The sequence below is a fragment of the Xanthobacter sp. NM-25 genome, from assembly GCF_022138605.1.
Classification (GTDB): domain Bacteria; phylum Pseudomonadota; class Alphaproteobacteria; order Rhizobiales; family Xanthobacteraceae; genus Xanthobacter.
Genome location: NZ_JACBFS010000004.1, coordinates 149,414 through 162,826 on the forward strand (window position 1 = coordinate 149,414; position 13,413 = coordinate 162,826).

The 13,413-nt window shown below is 68.7% G+C and carries 11 protein-coding genes; 4 read left to right on the forward strand and 7 right to left on the reverse strand.

Going from position 1 to position 13,413, the window contains the following annotated elements:
- Positions 1-3: 3 nt before the first annotated feature.
- Both MEU52_RS12365 and MEU52_RS12370 read right to left on the reverse strand, forming a co-directional pair.
- The gene (locus tag MEU52_RS12365) at positions 4-1,245 is read right to left on the reverse strand and encodes an MFS transporter (RefSeq protein ID WP_238122593.1); all 1,242 of its coding nucleotides are present in this window, start codon (positions 1,243-1,245) and stop codon (positions 4-6) included.
- On the reverse strand, positions 1,245-3,263 hold the full coding sequence (locus MEU52_RS12370; RefSeq protein WP_238122594.1) for a TonB-dependent receptor: 2,019 nt from the start codon (positions 3,261-3,263) through the stop codon (positions 1,245-1,247). The genes MEU52_RS12365 and MEU52_RS12370 overlap by 1 nt, the downstream gene beginning before the upstream one ends.
- Positions 3,264-3,465: 202 nt before the next feature.
- Here MEU52_RS12370 and MEU52_RS12375 point away from each other — a divergent pair, with 202 nt between their 5' ends.
- Positions 3,466-4,401, forward strand: a complete 936-nt coding sequence (locus MEU52_RS12375; protein WP_238122595.1) for a helix-turn-helix domain-containing protein — start codon at positions 3,466-3,468, stop codon at positions 4,399-4,401.
- 26 nt (positions 4,402-4,427) lie between these two features.
- Here MEU52_RS12375 and MEU52_RS12380 read toward each other — a convergent pair whose 3' ends face one another.
- Genes MEU52_RS12380 through MEU52_RS12390 form a run of 3 tightly spaced genes read right to left on the reverse strand, consistent with a single transcriptional unit; the run spans position 4,428 to position 8,088 of the window.
- The gene (locus MEU52_RS12380) at positions 4,428-5,468 is read right to left on the reverse strand and encodes an ABC transporter ATP-binding protein (protein WP_238122596.1); all 1,041 of its coding nucleotides are present in this window, start codon (positions 5,466-5,468) and stop codon (positions 4,428-4,430) included.
- On the reverse strand, positions 5,465-7,090 hold the full coding sequence (locus tag MEU52_RS12385; protein WP_238122597.1) for an ABC transporter permease: 1,626 nt from the start codon (positions 7,088-7,090) through the stop codon (positions 5,465-5,467). The genes MEU52_RS12380 and MEU52_RS12385 overlap by 4 nt, the downstream gene beginning before the upstream one ends.
- Before the next feature lie 5 nt (positions 7,091-7,095).
- Positions 7,096-8,088 carry an iron ABC transporter substrate-binding protein gene (locus tag MEU52_RS12390; protein ID WP_238122598.1) on the reverse strand — a complete coding sequence of 331 codons (993 nt, stop codon included), beginning with the start codon at positions 8,086-8,088 and terminating at the stop codon, positions 7,096-7,098.
- 287 nt (positions 8,089-8,375) lie between these two features.
- Between MEU52_RS12390 and MEU52_RS12395 the strand changes: the two genes are divergently transcribed.
- Positions 8,376-9,209 (forward strand): aldo/keto reductase, encoded by an 834-nt coding sequence (locus MEU52_RS12395; protein WP_238122599.1) that lies wholly within the window; start codon positions 8,376-8,378, stop codon positions 9,207-9,209.
- Positions 9,210-9,212: 3 nt separating this feature from the next.
- Here the strand turns inward: MEU52_RS12395 and MEU52_RS12400 are convergent, their stop codons facing one another.
- Together MEU52_RS12400 and cobS are read right to left on the reverse strand one after the other, a co-directional pair.
- Positions 9,213-9,941, reverse strand: coding sequence for a TIGR02281 family clan AA aspartic protease (locus tag MEU52_RS12400; RefSeq protein WP_238122600.1), 729 nt, complete (start codon positions 9,939-9,941; stop codon positions 9,213-9,215).
- Positions 9,942-10,057: 116 nt separating this feature from the next.
- The gene (gene cobS, locus MEU52_RS12405) at positions 10,058-10,873 is read right to left on the reverse strand and encodes an adenosylcobinamide-GDP ribazoletransferase (RefSeq protein ID WP_238122601.1); all 816 of its coding nucleotides are present in this window, start codon (positions 10,871-10,873) and stop codon (positions 10,058-10,060) included.
- 231 nt (positions 10,874-11,104) lie between these two features.
- On the opposite strand from cobS, the gene MEU52_RS12410 reads away from it, so the two are divergent.
- Both MEU52_RS12410 and nagZ read left to right on the forward strand, forming a co-directional pair.
- Positions 11,105-12,277 (forward strand): M23 family metallopeptidase, encoded by a 1,173-nt coding sequence (locus MEU52_RS12410; protein WP_238122602.1) that lies wholly within the window; start codon positions 11,105-11,107, stop codon positions 12,275-12,277.
- A 121-nt stretch (positions 12,278-12,398) separates the two neighbouring features.
- Positions 12,399-13,412: a beta-N-acetylhexosaminidase gene (nagZ, locus tag MEU52_RS12415; RefSeq protein WP_238122603.1), complete on the forward strand. Its 1,014-nt coding sequence runs from the start codon at positions 12,399-12,401 to the stop codon at positions 13,410-13,412.
- Position 13,413: the final 1 nt, after the last annotated feature.

The window sequence follows — 13,413 nt, forward strand, 5'->3', positions numbered from 1 at the left end:
CAATCAGACCTCGGATTCAACGGCATGGCGCGGGAGCGCCGGGCTGTGGGAGCTGAGCAGGAGGCGGATGCCGACGAGGCCCGCCGCCGCGATGCCCGCTGCGGCCAGGAGGGCAGGGCCGTAGCCCAGGCGACCGGCCACCAGCGCCGCCCCATATCCGGCGAGACCGGCGACGGCGGCGTCGGCACATTGGAAGACGGTGAAATCCACTCCCGCCTGCTTGAGGGATGACCACCCCATGAGCAGCGCGTAAAGGCAGACGAAGCCGGTCGCCATGGCCAGGGTCTTCACCACCACCAGTGCCGCCAGGATGGTGACATCGGCGCCCATCGAGACGGCCAGGGCGAGGGTGAAGAGGGCGGCCACCTGGCCCCCTGCCGCCATGAGAAGCGCCCTCTGCGCCCCCTGGCGGCGCACCAGCATGCCGCCGAGGGCGGTGCCTAGAAGGCCCGCCCCCACGGCGCCGGCACCGTTGAGCAGGCCGAGCGTCGACAGATCCAGGCCCCGATCCACCAGAAGCGGCCCCGCGAGCATCTGCACCAGGCGGACGCCGGCCTCGAAGAGAACCGTCACGAGCAGCCCCCGGCGCACCTGCGGGCGGCGCAGCGCATAGGTGAGGGAGGGCGTGTGCGGGCGCGGCGCGGGCGCGCGCGCCGGCTCGCGACCGAACAGGAAAGGCAGGGCGAGAAGCAGCACGGCGCCGGCCATGGTGGCGGTGGCCACCGCCCATCCCGCGTGTGGCACCAGCGCCAGGAAGGCACCGCCGCCCAAAACCAGGCCCAGATAACCCCCACCCACCTGCGCAGCGTTGCCCCATCCCCGGTCGGCGGCGGAGAGCTGTTCCACCGCGAAGGCATCGACCGCGATATCCACCGTCGCCGATGCCAGGGCCACCAGCGCCAGCAGGGCGAACAGCATCCGGATGTTGCCGGGCCCGGCGAGGGCGAGGGCCGCCAGGGCAAGGGCGCAGGCCACCTGGCCACGCGCCACCACCTGTCGCGAGCGCCGCGTCCCGTCCACACGGATGCGGTAGCGCTCCACCCACGGGGCCCACAGGAACTTCAGCGCCCATGGCAGCATCAGCAGCGCCACCAGCCCGAGGGTTTCCAGCGGAACACCCTCGGCCCGCAGCACAGCGGGGATGCCCATGAAGGTGAGCCCGCCCACCAGGCTCTGCGCCACATAGACCCCGCCGATGGCGGCGAGGATCTTCGGCAGCGGCAATGGTGCCGCAGGTGCCGCCATCAGTAGCTGCCCCGCACCGTCAGCCCCACCAGCCGGCCCTGGGCCACGTTGGAGAAGACGTTGGCGCCCGAAGCATAGCTGTAGGTGCGATAGGTCTCGTCGAACATGTTTTCGACGAACAGCTTGAGGCTGAAGCCGGAGGTCCACGCCATTTCCAGCCCGGCATCCACCGTGGTGTATGCGGGCTGGGAGAGGGTGTTGGCCTCGTTGAAATAGGTGGTGCTCACATAGTGCACCGCCCCCGTCACGGCCACGGTTCCATCGATCCAGGTCTGGTCGATGAGATACCGCGCGAACAGGTTGGCCGTGGCATTCGGCGCGTAGGGCACCGTGTTGCCGTCATAGCTCTGGCCGGTGGTGGGGTCGGTGAAGTCGGTGAATAGCGAGCGCCCATAGGTCGCGGTGGCGGCGAAGCTCAGCTGCTCTGTGGCCCGCCAACGCGCCTCCAGTTCGAGGCCGTAGCTTTCCGCCTGACCGGCATTGCGGATCACCTGGAAGCCCACCGGGCCCACATAGATCTGCTTGTTGTCCGAGGCGATGTAATACAGCGCGGTGGAGAGCTCGATGGCCCGGTCGGGCGTCGCTGTGCGCAGGCCGATTTCATAGTTCCAGGCGGTTTCCGGGTCGTAGGCTTCCGCGTCGTCCGGATAGGTCACGGCATGGTTGAAGCCGCCGGGCTTGTAGCCGCGCGAGATCAGCCCATAGGCGCGGGTGGTGTCGCTGAACTGGTAGCCCACCGCCACCTTCGGCTGCAGGCTGGTGAAGTTCGCCGAATTGGCGAAGCTGCCGGCGTAGTAGCCATAGTAATTGCTGCCCCAGCGCGTGAAATCGATGGAGCTTTCATCATAGGACAGGCGCAGACCGCCGGTGATGTCGAACTTGTCGGTGATCTTGTATGTCGCCTCGCCGAACGCAGCGTAGCTGTTGGTGTCCACCGCATTGCGCGAGGGCCCGTAATAGGGCGAATAGCCATCCGCCTCGCGGGTGAAGGCGTCGTGCTGATAGAACAGCCCCATGACCGAGGTCAGCGGCCCACTGGCGTCGTAAACGAGGCGCAGTTCCTGGGAGAACGCCGCATCGGTCTCCGGGAAGGACATGAGCAGGCCCGGCGCCGCGGCGATGTCGCGGGTCATGTCCACGTCCTGATAGGACGAGATGGAGGAGAGCTTGAAGTCCCCCAGGCGCCAGTTCCCCGTCGCGGAGACCGTCGAGACAGTGCGTTCGAGCAGCGGAATGGGGCCCTGCAGGGCGCTGAAATAGGCCCGCCGGCCCACCTGACTGTCGAGCAGATAGAGTTCCTCGTGGCTTTCCGTATGCTCGCGGCTGAAGGCGAGGGTGCCATCGAAATTGCTGTCGGTGGGGGCATAGCGCAGGGCGACGCGGCCGATCATGTCGGTCGAGGTGTCCACGTTGCTGCGGGCTGTGGAGACGTCGTCCACCGAGCCGAACGCACGTTCCGCCTTCACGGCGACATCGAGATAGGTGCTGCCCGGCACCACCGGCAGGGTGGCGGCCAGTTCGCCCCAGGATTCGGGCGTGCCGGCGGTGATGCTCGCATCCACGCGACCGCGATCGGACTTCTTGGTCACGATATTGATGACGCCGCCATAGGCGTTGCGGCCGTAAAGCGTGCCCTGCGGGCCGCGCAGGAACTCCACCCGCTCCACGTCGACGAGGGGCTGGGTGAAGGCGGATGGCAGCTGCGGCACGCCATCCACATAGATCTGGACCGTGGGGTTGTAATAATCCGGCGAGGACATGCCGCGCGCGGTGATGTTGGCGTAAGCGCGATTGCCGCGGGTGCGGATGACGAGGCCGGGGAACACCTGCTCCAGGTCGGCCACCGTGGTGACGCCCGCTTCGCGCAACTGATCGGCGGTGCGCACCGAAACCGCGCCGTCCACCTTCTCCAATTCCTGCGGACGCTTGTTGGCGGTGACGGTGATTTCTTCGAGATTGATCTCGGAAGATGCGCCAGAGGCCGCGTCTTGAGCAAAGCCAACAGTGGGCAGAAGCATCAACGGCATAAGTGCAAATGACGATGCGATCCCGATCCGCCGCGTTGTTGAGAACATATCTAAAATATTCCTGATCGTTCGCGCTGACTTTTTTCATCCGCTATGCTTGTCTCATCGGGCTGTCTAACGGTATCGGGACTGTGGTTTGCAGATCCGGGACTTTTCGCAGGAGGATGCGCAGACGATGGATGGGCGAACCGCCATGACCGTTCCGCCCCAGGCCGGCTATGCACAGTGGCTCACCGCCGCCGCCCCCGCCGTGGACGGTCTTGGCTGGGAGCGCCACATGAGCGTCGACGACCTCGGCGACGGCGTTTCCATCGCCATGCTGGATCTTGTGCCCACCGAAGATGTGGTGATCGCGGTGGAGGGCCCCGCCACCTTTTCCGTCTCCATTTTTCTGGATGGCGAGGGCACTCTGGCCATAGACGGCGGCCAGCCCCTGGAGGTGACGCCGGGAACCGCGGTGGTCTGTGCCACCGATCAGACCGTGAGCGGCATCGACACCATTCGCGGCGGCCGGCGCCTGCGCATGATGGACGTGCGCTTCCAACCCTCGGTGCTGCAGGATCTCGGCGGCCCGCTCTGGCGGCGCTACGGGGGCGCGCTTCTGGCGGATTGCAGCGTGCCCGAGCGCGGCGCCGTCATGGTCGGCTTTCCCGCGCCGGCACCCCTGCTCCAGATCGCGCTCCAGATCATCTCATGCGCCTATGCCCATCGGGACCTGCGGCGCCTCTATCTGCGAGGCAAGGCGCTGGAGCTTCTGGCGGTGGTGATGGGCACCTTCCTGAACGCGGGCCACACGGCCCTGAGGGCGGAACGGGACCAATCCAAGATCGACGCGGCGCAGCGGCTCATGGAAGAGCGGCTCCACGAGCCCTGGACCATCGCTCGCCTCGCCCGGGCCGTCGGCCTGAACGAGAAGAGCCTCAAGGCCGGCTTCCGCGCCCATGTGGGACACTCCATCCACGCCTATCTCACCAAGGTGCGGATGGAGGCCGCGACGCAAATGCTCGCCGAGGGCCGGACCGTGACTGAGGTGGCCCTGGCCACCGGCTTTGCCAGTCTCAGCCATTTCAGCACGGCCTTTCGCAAGGCCACCGGCCTGCCGCCGAGCGCGTTCGCCCGCCGCGCGTGATGCCGGTGCACCCGACGCGGCGGCGCTCAGGCTTCCGGGGGCAGGGCCACTGCCAGCGTGCCCTCACGGAGCGTGACCCTGACCTGATCACCCGGACGCAGCGGGCTGCGCGCGCCCGCATCCACCTGCAGCAGATGCGGGCCCAGCTGCACCCAGAGGGTAACATCGCGGCCCTTGAACTCGCGCGAGACAATCGCCCCGTGCGACGGGGTCATACCCTCATCAGCCGTCACCGCCAGTTGCTCCGGCCGGAGGGACAGCAAGACCGAACCGTGCGCCGGTGCCGCAAGGATGACCTCACCCAGCGGTGACGTCGCCGTCACGTCGCCGGCCTCGGCGGGCAGGAGATTGGTGCGCCCGAGAAAGCCCGCGACGAAGCGATCCGCCGGCCGCGCATAGATCTCCTCCGGCTCGCCCACCTGCAGAATGCGACCGGCGCGCATCACCGCCACCCGGTCGGCGAAGGAAAGGGCTTCCTCCTGGTCATGGGTCACGAAAATGGCGCCGACTCCCGTCGCCCGCAGGATCTCGCGGATCTCCCGCCGGGTGGCGTCACGCAGGCTGGCGTCGAGGTTGGAGAAGGGCTCATCCAGCAGAATCAGGCGCGGCGCGCCGGCCAGCGTACGGGCGAGCGCCACCCGCTGCTGCTGGCCGCCGGAGAGCTGGTCGGGAAAGCGATCCCCCAATCCCTCGAGGCCCACGCTGGCGAGAAACGGCTCGGCACGGGCCCGCCGGGCGTCCTGTCTGCCCCCGCGCAGAGCGAACGCCACGTTGTCCCGGGCACTCAGGTGAGGAAACAGCGCATAGTCCTGAAAGACGATACCGATGCGACGCTTTTCGGGGGGCGCGGCAGTGATGTCGCGGCCGTCCAGCCGCACGCTGCCGCCCTGCGGCACCTCGAACCCGGCGATCATGCGCAGCAGGGTGGACTTCCCGCAGCCCGAGGGGCCGATCAGGGTGAAGATCTCGCCCGGGGCCACTTGGAAGCTGGCATCATGCACCGCCGCCGTCGCGGCATCGCCATAGACCTTGCGCAGGCCGTGAATGCTGAGGAGCGGCGTCGTCATCGGCTGCCCTCGTAGCGCACCATCAGTCCCACGAACAGACTCGAGAAGACTACCAGCAGCGCCGCATAGGGCGCCGCCTCATAGAGCAGCCCTTCGGAGGTGTAGGAAAAGACACGGGTGGCCAGGGTGGTGAAGCCCGGCGGCGCCAGCAGGAAGGTGATGGGCAGTTCCTTCACCACCACCACGAACACCAATAGCGCCCCGGCCGCCACGGGCCGCCGCAGCCGCGGTCCGCTCACATGCAGGAAGGCGCTCCAGCGCCCATAGCCGAGGGCCCGCGCCGCCTGCTCCGGCCGCACGCCCATCTGCATCAGCGCGGTGCGCGGCGGGCCCAAGGCGAGCGCCAGGAAGTGGAGCGTAAAGGCCAGCACCAGCAGCGCCCGGGTCTGGTAGGCGAAGGGCGCAAGGGAGAGGGTGAGAAACACCATGGCCAGGGCGAAGGCGAGGGGTGGCACGCCGTAGCCGAGATAGGTGGTGCGCTCCAGCAGGCGGGAGAACCCGCTCGGGTAGCGCACCATCAGCACGGCGAGCGGCACCGCCAGCACCCCGGCGGCCACAGCCGCGGGCCCGGCCACCGAAAGGCTGCTGGCGAACACCGTGGCCAGTTCGCCCAGATCATCCGCCGCGGCGCTCTGGGTTGTGAGGAACGACATCCAATAGGCGAGCGTCACCGTCGGCAGGCCGAGCGCCGTTCCGAACAGGAGCACCAGGAACGCGATGGCCACCGGACGCAGCCGGCCCAGAGGCACGGGCGCGGCGCGGCGGGCGACGCCGGTGCCGATGCGCGCCAGGCGGCGCCGGCCGCCCAGATAGGTGGCCGCCCCCACCGCCACGGCGCCGACGGCCAGCAGCATCAGCGACAGCCACGCGGCGTAGGTTCGGTCGAAGGCAGCCGAATACTGGGTGAAGATGGCGTAGCTGAACACCTCGTAGCGCATGAGCGCCACCACGCCGAAATCGCCCAGCACGTAAAGGGTGATGACCAGCCAGCCCGACGCGAAGGCGGGGATGAGTTGGGGCAGCGTCACCCGCAGGAACACACGCCCGGGCGACAGGCCAAGGCTGCGGGCGGTCTCCTCAAGCGCCGCATCGGTCCCCAGCAGCGCCGCACGCAGGTTGAGGAAGAGGTAGGGAAAAATATAAAGGGTGAGGGCGAAAGCCGCCCCGCTCAGCCCCTCGGGCCGGGGCAGGCGCAGGCCGAACAGGGTGTTGGCGAGGCCCGCATAGCCCGAGACGCCGATCAGCGCATAGGCCATCACATAGCCGGGAATGGCCAGCGGCAGCACCGACAGCACGGTCACCAGCCGGCGCGCGCCGAGGTCCGAGCGCGCCGTCAGCCAGGCCAGGGGCAGAGCCACCAGCGTGGATAGGGCCAGAACGAGGCCCACCAGCGCCAGCGTGTTGCCGAGCAGCATCAGGTTGCGTGGGCGCAGCACAATGCCCACCACAGCCGCCGGATCGGCCTCCAGCGCGCGCAGCAGCAGATAGGCAAAGGGCAGCAGCAGCCCGACCGCCACCAGGCCGGCGAGGGCCAGCAGGGCCGGATGCGGCCCGTGCACGGGAATGCGGAGCCGGAAACGACGAGGCGGCGCAAGCGGCGCCGCCTCCGGTTGGGCTGTCATGGGGGTCAGATCAAGCCGACTTCCCGCAGCAGCTTGAGGGTTCCCTCCAGATCCGCCAGGGCCGAGATGTCCACCTTGGGGGTGATCTTCACCAGCGTCTCATAGGGCTCCAGACCCGCCTTGGGCGGCACGCCGGGGATCACGGGATACTCATTGCCCTTGTCGGTGATGAAGGTCTGGGCCGGCTTGGAGATCAGGAACGCGATGAACTTTTCCGCACCGGCCTTGTTGTCGGCAGAGGCGGGAATGCCCACCCCGGCAACCAGCGCCAGATTGCCCAGATCGCCGGCAGCGAAATGGGTCTGGCTCACCGGATAATTGGCGTCTCGGGCGGTGTAGCGGCCGAGGTAGTAATTGTTCACCAGGCCGAAATCCACCTCGCCATTGGCGATCGCCTCGATCTGCGTGCCGTTGTTGCGGTAGGCCTTGGTGCCATTGTCCTTCATGGCCACCAGCCAGGCCTTGGCGGCGGCATCACCCTCCAGCGCCCGGAAGGCGGTGACGAAAGCCTGGAACGAGCCATTGGTGGGGGCCCAGGCAACCCGGCCCTTGTACTTCGGGTTGGCGAGGTCCTTGACCGAGGCGGGCAGATCGGCCGCTTTCACCCGCTCCTTGGAATAGGCGAGGGTGCGGGTGCGCGCCGAGGTGGCGACCCAGCTGTTGGCGTCATTGCGGAAGGGCGCCGCCACCGCGGCGTTGACGGCCGGGGGCAACGGCGCGAAGCGCGGCGCCAGCACCGACAAAGACCCGCCTTCCTGGCCCCAGAAGACATCCGCCGGCGAGCGCGCGCCCTCTTCCTGCAGCAGCGCGGCGAGCTCGGCCGAGCCGCCGAAGCGGGTGTTCACCTTGATGCCGCTTTCCGTTTCGAATTGCTTGATCAGCGCGCCCACAAGGGCTTCGCCGCGACCGGAATAAAGGGTGATCTCCTCCGCCGATAGGGCGGTGGGCGCAGTCGCAAGGCCGAGGGCCAGAGCGGCCGCAAGAAAATGCTGTTTCATGGATATGGCTCGCCTTGGGAGTATATAGACTACAAATGGAGGGTGCAGATTAGAGCTGTTCAAAAATGGATATTTCCGCACCCCCCGATATTGGCGGAAGTGTTATGTCTTCCCCTGGGGAATGGGAAGCAAAAAGACGCATCAGCGGACGTTTTGAGCGGGGACGTTTTATGGATTGACGCGCACATCTTCTGCGTGTCGCCTGGGTCGCAGGCAACAGCGTCACCGCGTTGGAGCGCCGTGTCGCCCTCGGCTAAGGTGGGGGTGTCAATTCATGGGGCCGCGCGATGCAGAAGATGGTGATCCTCCCTGGCGGCGAAGCGGTGTCCGCCCTCGGCCAGGGCACCTGGTTCATGGGCGAGGCGCCGGAACGCCGGGGGGCTGAAGTGGCGGCGCTGCGGGCCGGGCTCGATCTGGGGCTGAGCCTCATCGACACCGCCGAGATGTATGCCGAAGGCGGCGCGGAGGAGGTGGTGGGTGAAGCCATCGCCGGCCGCCGCGACGAGGTGTTTCTGGTCAGCAAGGTCTATCCGCACAACGCCAGCCGCACCGGCGTGGTGGCCGCCTGCGCGCGCAGTCTGCAGCGGCTGCGCACCGATCGCATCGACCTCTACCTGCTGCACTGGCGCGGCAGCCATCCTTTGGCCGAGACCCTTGCGGGCTTCGAGGCGCTGCAGCAGGCCGGCAAGATACGCCATTGGGGGGTGAGCAATCTCGACGTGGCGGACATGCAGGAGCTGTTCGCCGCCGGCGGGCGGGCCTGTGCCACCGACCAGATCCTCTACAACCCCAGCCGGCGTGGACCGGAATTTGATCTGCTGCCGTTCCTCGCCGCGGCGGGCGTTCCGGTGATGGCCTATAGCCCCATCGAGCAGGGCCGCCTGCCGCGGGATGGGGCGTTGGGAGCGGTGGCGCGCAAGCATGGGGTGGACCCCTTCCAGGTGGCCTTGGCCTGGGTGTTGCGCCGTCCCAATGTGATCGCCATCCCCCGGGCGACCCGCATCGTGCACGTGGAAGCCAATGCCGCCGCGCGCGACATCGTGCTCGATGCCGAGGATCTCGCAGCCATCGACGCCGCCTTTCCGCCGCCGCGCCACAAGATAGCGCTGGAGGACATCTGAGCTTCAGGGCTCGGCGGCGGCGCCGCGCATCACCAGGCGGTCGCCACGGAACTCGAACGCTTCGAGCCGCGACAGGAAGGTCATGCCCAGAAGTGAACTGCGAAGGGCGCCCGGGGGCGACACCAGCGCCGACACCCGACGTTCGACGATGCCTCCTACGATGACGTTGTCGAGCACCACCGCCGCCGCCTTCACGCGGCCGTTGGCGGTCTCCACCGGCACGTCATAGGTCAGGAAGTCCAGCGGCAGGCCGGCTGCCCGGGCCGCCTCCTGGGTCAGCACCACGGACGAGGCGCCGGTATCCACCAGCATCGACACGCCGGCGCCATTCACCGCGGCCCGCACGGCGAACTCGCCATTGGCGCCCCGCTGGATCTCCACCGTGACATGGCCGGGTGTCGCGATGTTGAAGGCGTAGCCCGGCACCAGCTGGGCGGTGACCCGCTGGGCCACCTGCAGCAGCGGCATGCGATAGGTGTAGACCACCGCCAGAAGCGCGGCGAGCACCACCCAGAACGCGGCGGCCATGAGCGCCTCGCCGATGCGTCCCCGAAAGATGGACCACGCCACCGCCCCTACTGCGATGGCAATGGACAATTGGCCGACGAGCCCGCCGAACTGGTCGAGGCTCAGGCCGGCCACTTCCCCCTGCTCATGGTGCACCACCAGCACCAGCACGCCGATGAAAAGGCCGATCAGGAGAATCCAGAGCAACCGATCGCTGCCGCGCATGGCTCAGGCCCTCCCGCCGCGTGGGGCATGGGGGGCGGGGCGAAGACGAGAGGCGGCTTCGGAAGCGAAGCGGGGCGCGGTGGGGAACGTCATGGAATCGGTTCGCGAGACGAGCTTCAGCCGCGACTGAAGATAAGCAGGGCCAGCAGGAACACAATCTCGGCGAGCTGCTGGGTGGCCCCCGCCAGGTCGCCGGTCTGCCCGCCGATGAGCCGCACGCCAAGCCGGGCGATGATGGCGAGCGCCAGCAGCGGCGCCAGCAGGCCGGCGAACATGGCGCCGACCCCGAAGCTCGGCACCACAAGACAGGCGACGATGAGGGCCGCCGTCAACGCGCAGGCCATGGTCGCCGCCGGGCTGGGCTGGCCGAACGCGGCGGATGCCCCATCGGCTCGCGCGGGGGGAAGGGCGCGCAGCAGCAGAATGCCGGCGGCACGGGAGGCCGCGGCGGCGGCGGCCAGGGCGAACGCCGTGCGGAGCGGATTGGTGGTCGTCAACAGGGCGTCCAGCGCCGCCACCCGCAGCAGAAGGCTGAGCACCAGCGCCACCGCGCCGAACGTGCCCACCCGGCTATCCCGCATGATGGCGAGGCGCTGCGTCCGGTCCCGCCCGCCCCCCAGGCCATCCGCCGTATCGGCGAGCCCGTCCTCGTGAACCGCGCCGGTGATGAGCACCATCACCGCCACCGCCAGGGCCGCCGACAGCAGGGTGGGGAACTGCAGGGCGCGCGCGAGCAGCAGCACACCGCCGCCAATGAGGCCGATGACGAGGCCCGCCAGGGGAATGGCATAGGCGATGCGGTCCAGGGCAGGGGCATCGTGGTCGCCGGCCTCCCGCGCTGGCAGGGGCAGGCGGGAATAGAACCGAAGGGCCATCGCCAGATCCGCCGCCAGGTGCCCCGCCAGGTCGCCGATGATTGGATTGCGCGCCATCTCGATGCCTGTCGCTCCCGCTCCGCTGGCCCTGCTTCGCGGGCGCAGGGATTTGGGAAACTGATTTGCCGCCCGGGTCAAGGGGCGCGCCGTGACAGCGGCCAGATGTGACAACTTTGCAACATCCTGGGGAAAACGTGGAGCGGTCACGGGCAGGGGAGGTGACTTAAGCGCACGTTTACGCCTGCGGCTTCTAATGGCCGAAGTTCTGTTGCGTGTGAGTACGGTGAAATGCGTAATTCCAGCGAGACCAACGGGCGTAAAGTCTTCGCGCGACTGGCCGTGATCGGGCTGGTGTCCGGCGCGGTGGCCGGTTGCAGTGCCGACGTGGCGCGCTTCGCCGATGCCTCGGGCCCCCAGCCGCCAGCGCCGGAAGTGACCGGCTCTCTCGGCGCCGTGCCCACCGGACGGGTGGATACCCAGCCCCTGGCGCCGCCCTATGCGGCGGCCCCCGGCGCCACCGCCACGTCTTATGCCTCCCCCGCCGCCGGCCAGCCGCTCTATGGCACATCTGCCTATGGCCAGCCTGCCTATGGGGCCGCCGTGCCGGCAACCCGCGTCGCAGCCGGGGCCTCCCACGTGGTTCAGCCCGGCGAGACACTCAATTCGGTGGCGCGCCACTATCAGGTCTCTCCGGCCGCCCTCGGCACCGCGAACAACATCGCGCCCGGCATGACGGTGCGAACCGGCCAGACCCTCGTCATTCCTCCGCCAGCGCCCGGCAATCTGGCGCAGGCGGTCCCGGCGGCTCCCGCCCCGGCGCCCATGCCCCGCGCGGCCGCTCCGGCCCGCCCGGTGGTGGCGCAGGCGAGCCCCGTCGCGCCCCCGGCACCGAGCGTGCGGCCCGCGCCGACTCCGGTGGTGACTCGTGCTCCGGCGCCTGCTCCTTCGACCTCCACCGTGGCCGCACAGCCCCTGGCCGCGCCGGCGCCCACCAAGACAGCCGCCGTACAGCCGAAGGTTGAGACCGCCGCCAAGGTGAGCGCCGTCGAGCCCGAGGATACGCCCCGCGCCGCCGGAAGCGGCCCGCAGTTCCGCGCCCCGGTGCGCGGGCGCGTGATCGCTTCCTTCGGTCCCAAGCCCGGTGGCGCCCACAATGATGGCGTCAATTTCGCGGTGCCGTCGGGCACCGCCGTGCGCGCCGCCGAGGATGGCGTCGTTGCCTATGCCGGGAACGAGCTGAAGGGGTACGGCAATCTGGTGCTGATCAAGCACGCCGATGGCTATGTCACCGCCTATGCCCATGCCAGCGAGCTGGATGTGAAGCGCGGCGATACGGTGCGCCGGGGCCAGATCATCGCCAAGGCGGGCCAGAGCGGCAATGTGCAGAGCCCGCAGCTCCACTTCGAGATCCGGAAGGGCTCGACCGCGGTCGATCCCTCCCGATACGTGGCCGGGCTCTGACCTGGTCCGCAACAGAACCACCTGAGGCCGGGCTCGTCCCGGCCTTTTTTATGCGCGCCTGCATGGCGCGTGTGTGCGGTTCACCTTGACGGTGGGTGAGCGGCGCCTATAGGGGCAGGTCATGAGGTCACGGGCTTTCATTGCCGGCTGTTCCGGCCTTCGGCTCACGGCAGAGGAGCGCGCATTCTTCGCCGCCTCCGCGCCATGGGGTTTCATTCTCTTCGCACGCAATGTGGAGACGCCCGATCAGGTGCGTGGCCTGGTGGAGGAGCTGCGTGCCGCCGTGGGGTGGCAAGCGCCGGTCTTGATCGACCAGGAAGGTGGCCGGGTGCAGCGGCTGCGCCCGCCCCATTGGCATGACGATCCGCCCGCCGAAGCGTTCGGGACCCTCTATCTGCGCGATCCTCAGGCGGCGCTGACCGCGGTGCGGCTCAATTCCCAGGCCATCGCCGCCGATCTCATGGATCTCGGCATTGATGTGGATTGCCTGCCCGTAGCGGATCTGCGGCATCCCGACGGCCACGGCATCATCGGCAATCGCGCCTATGGCACGACGCCGGAGGCGGTGGCCGCCCTGGCCCGCGAAGCGGCGGCCGGGCTGCTGGATTGCGGCGTGCTGCCGGTGCTGAAACATATCCCCGGGCATGGCCGCGCGCCCGCCGACAGCCACGAGCGCCTGCCCGTGGTCACAGCCGACCGCGCCGTGCTTGAGGCGGCGGATTTCGAGGCGTTCCGCCGGTTGCGCGACCTGCCGCTGGCGATGACTGCCCATGTGGTCTATGCGGCCATCGACCCCGAGCGGCCGGCCACCACCTCCGCGGTGATGATCGGTGAGGTGATCCGCAGCTTCATCGGATTCGATGGGCTGTTGATGAGCGATGACCTGTCCATGGGCGCGCTGGCGGGTGATCTGGGTAGCCGGAGCCGTGCCGCCATCGCCGCCGGCTGCGATCTTCTGCTCCACTGCAACGGCAAGATGGAGGAGATGGAACCGGTGGCCGAGGCAGCGCCGGCCCTTGAAGGCCTTGCGGCCGACCGTGCCGCGCGCGCCCTGGCGCTGCGGGAAGGGACGGTGCCGGTGGATCCCGCAGGCCTGCGCGCGGAGGTGCGCCGGCTGCTCGACGCCGGAGCGTGAG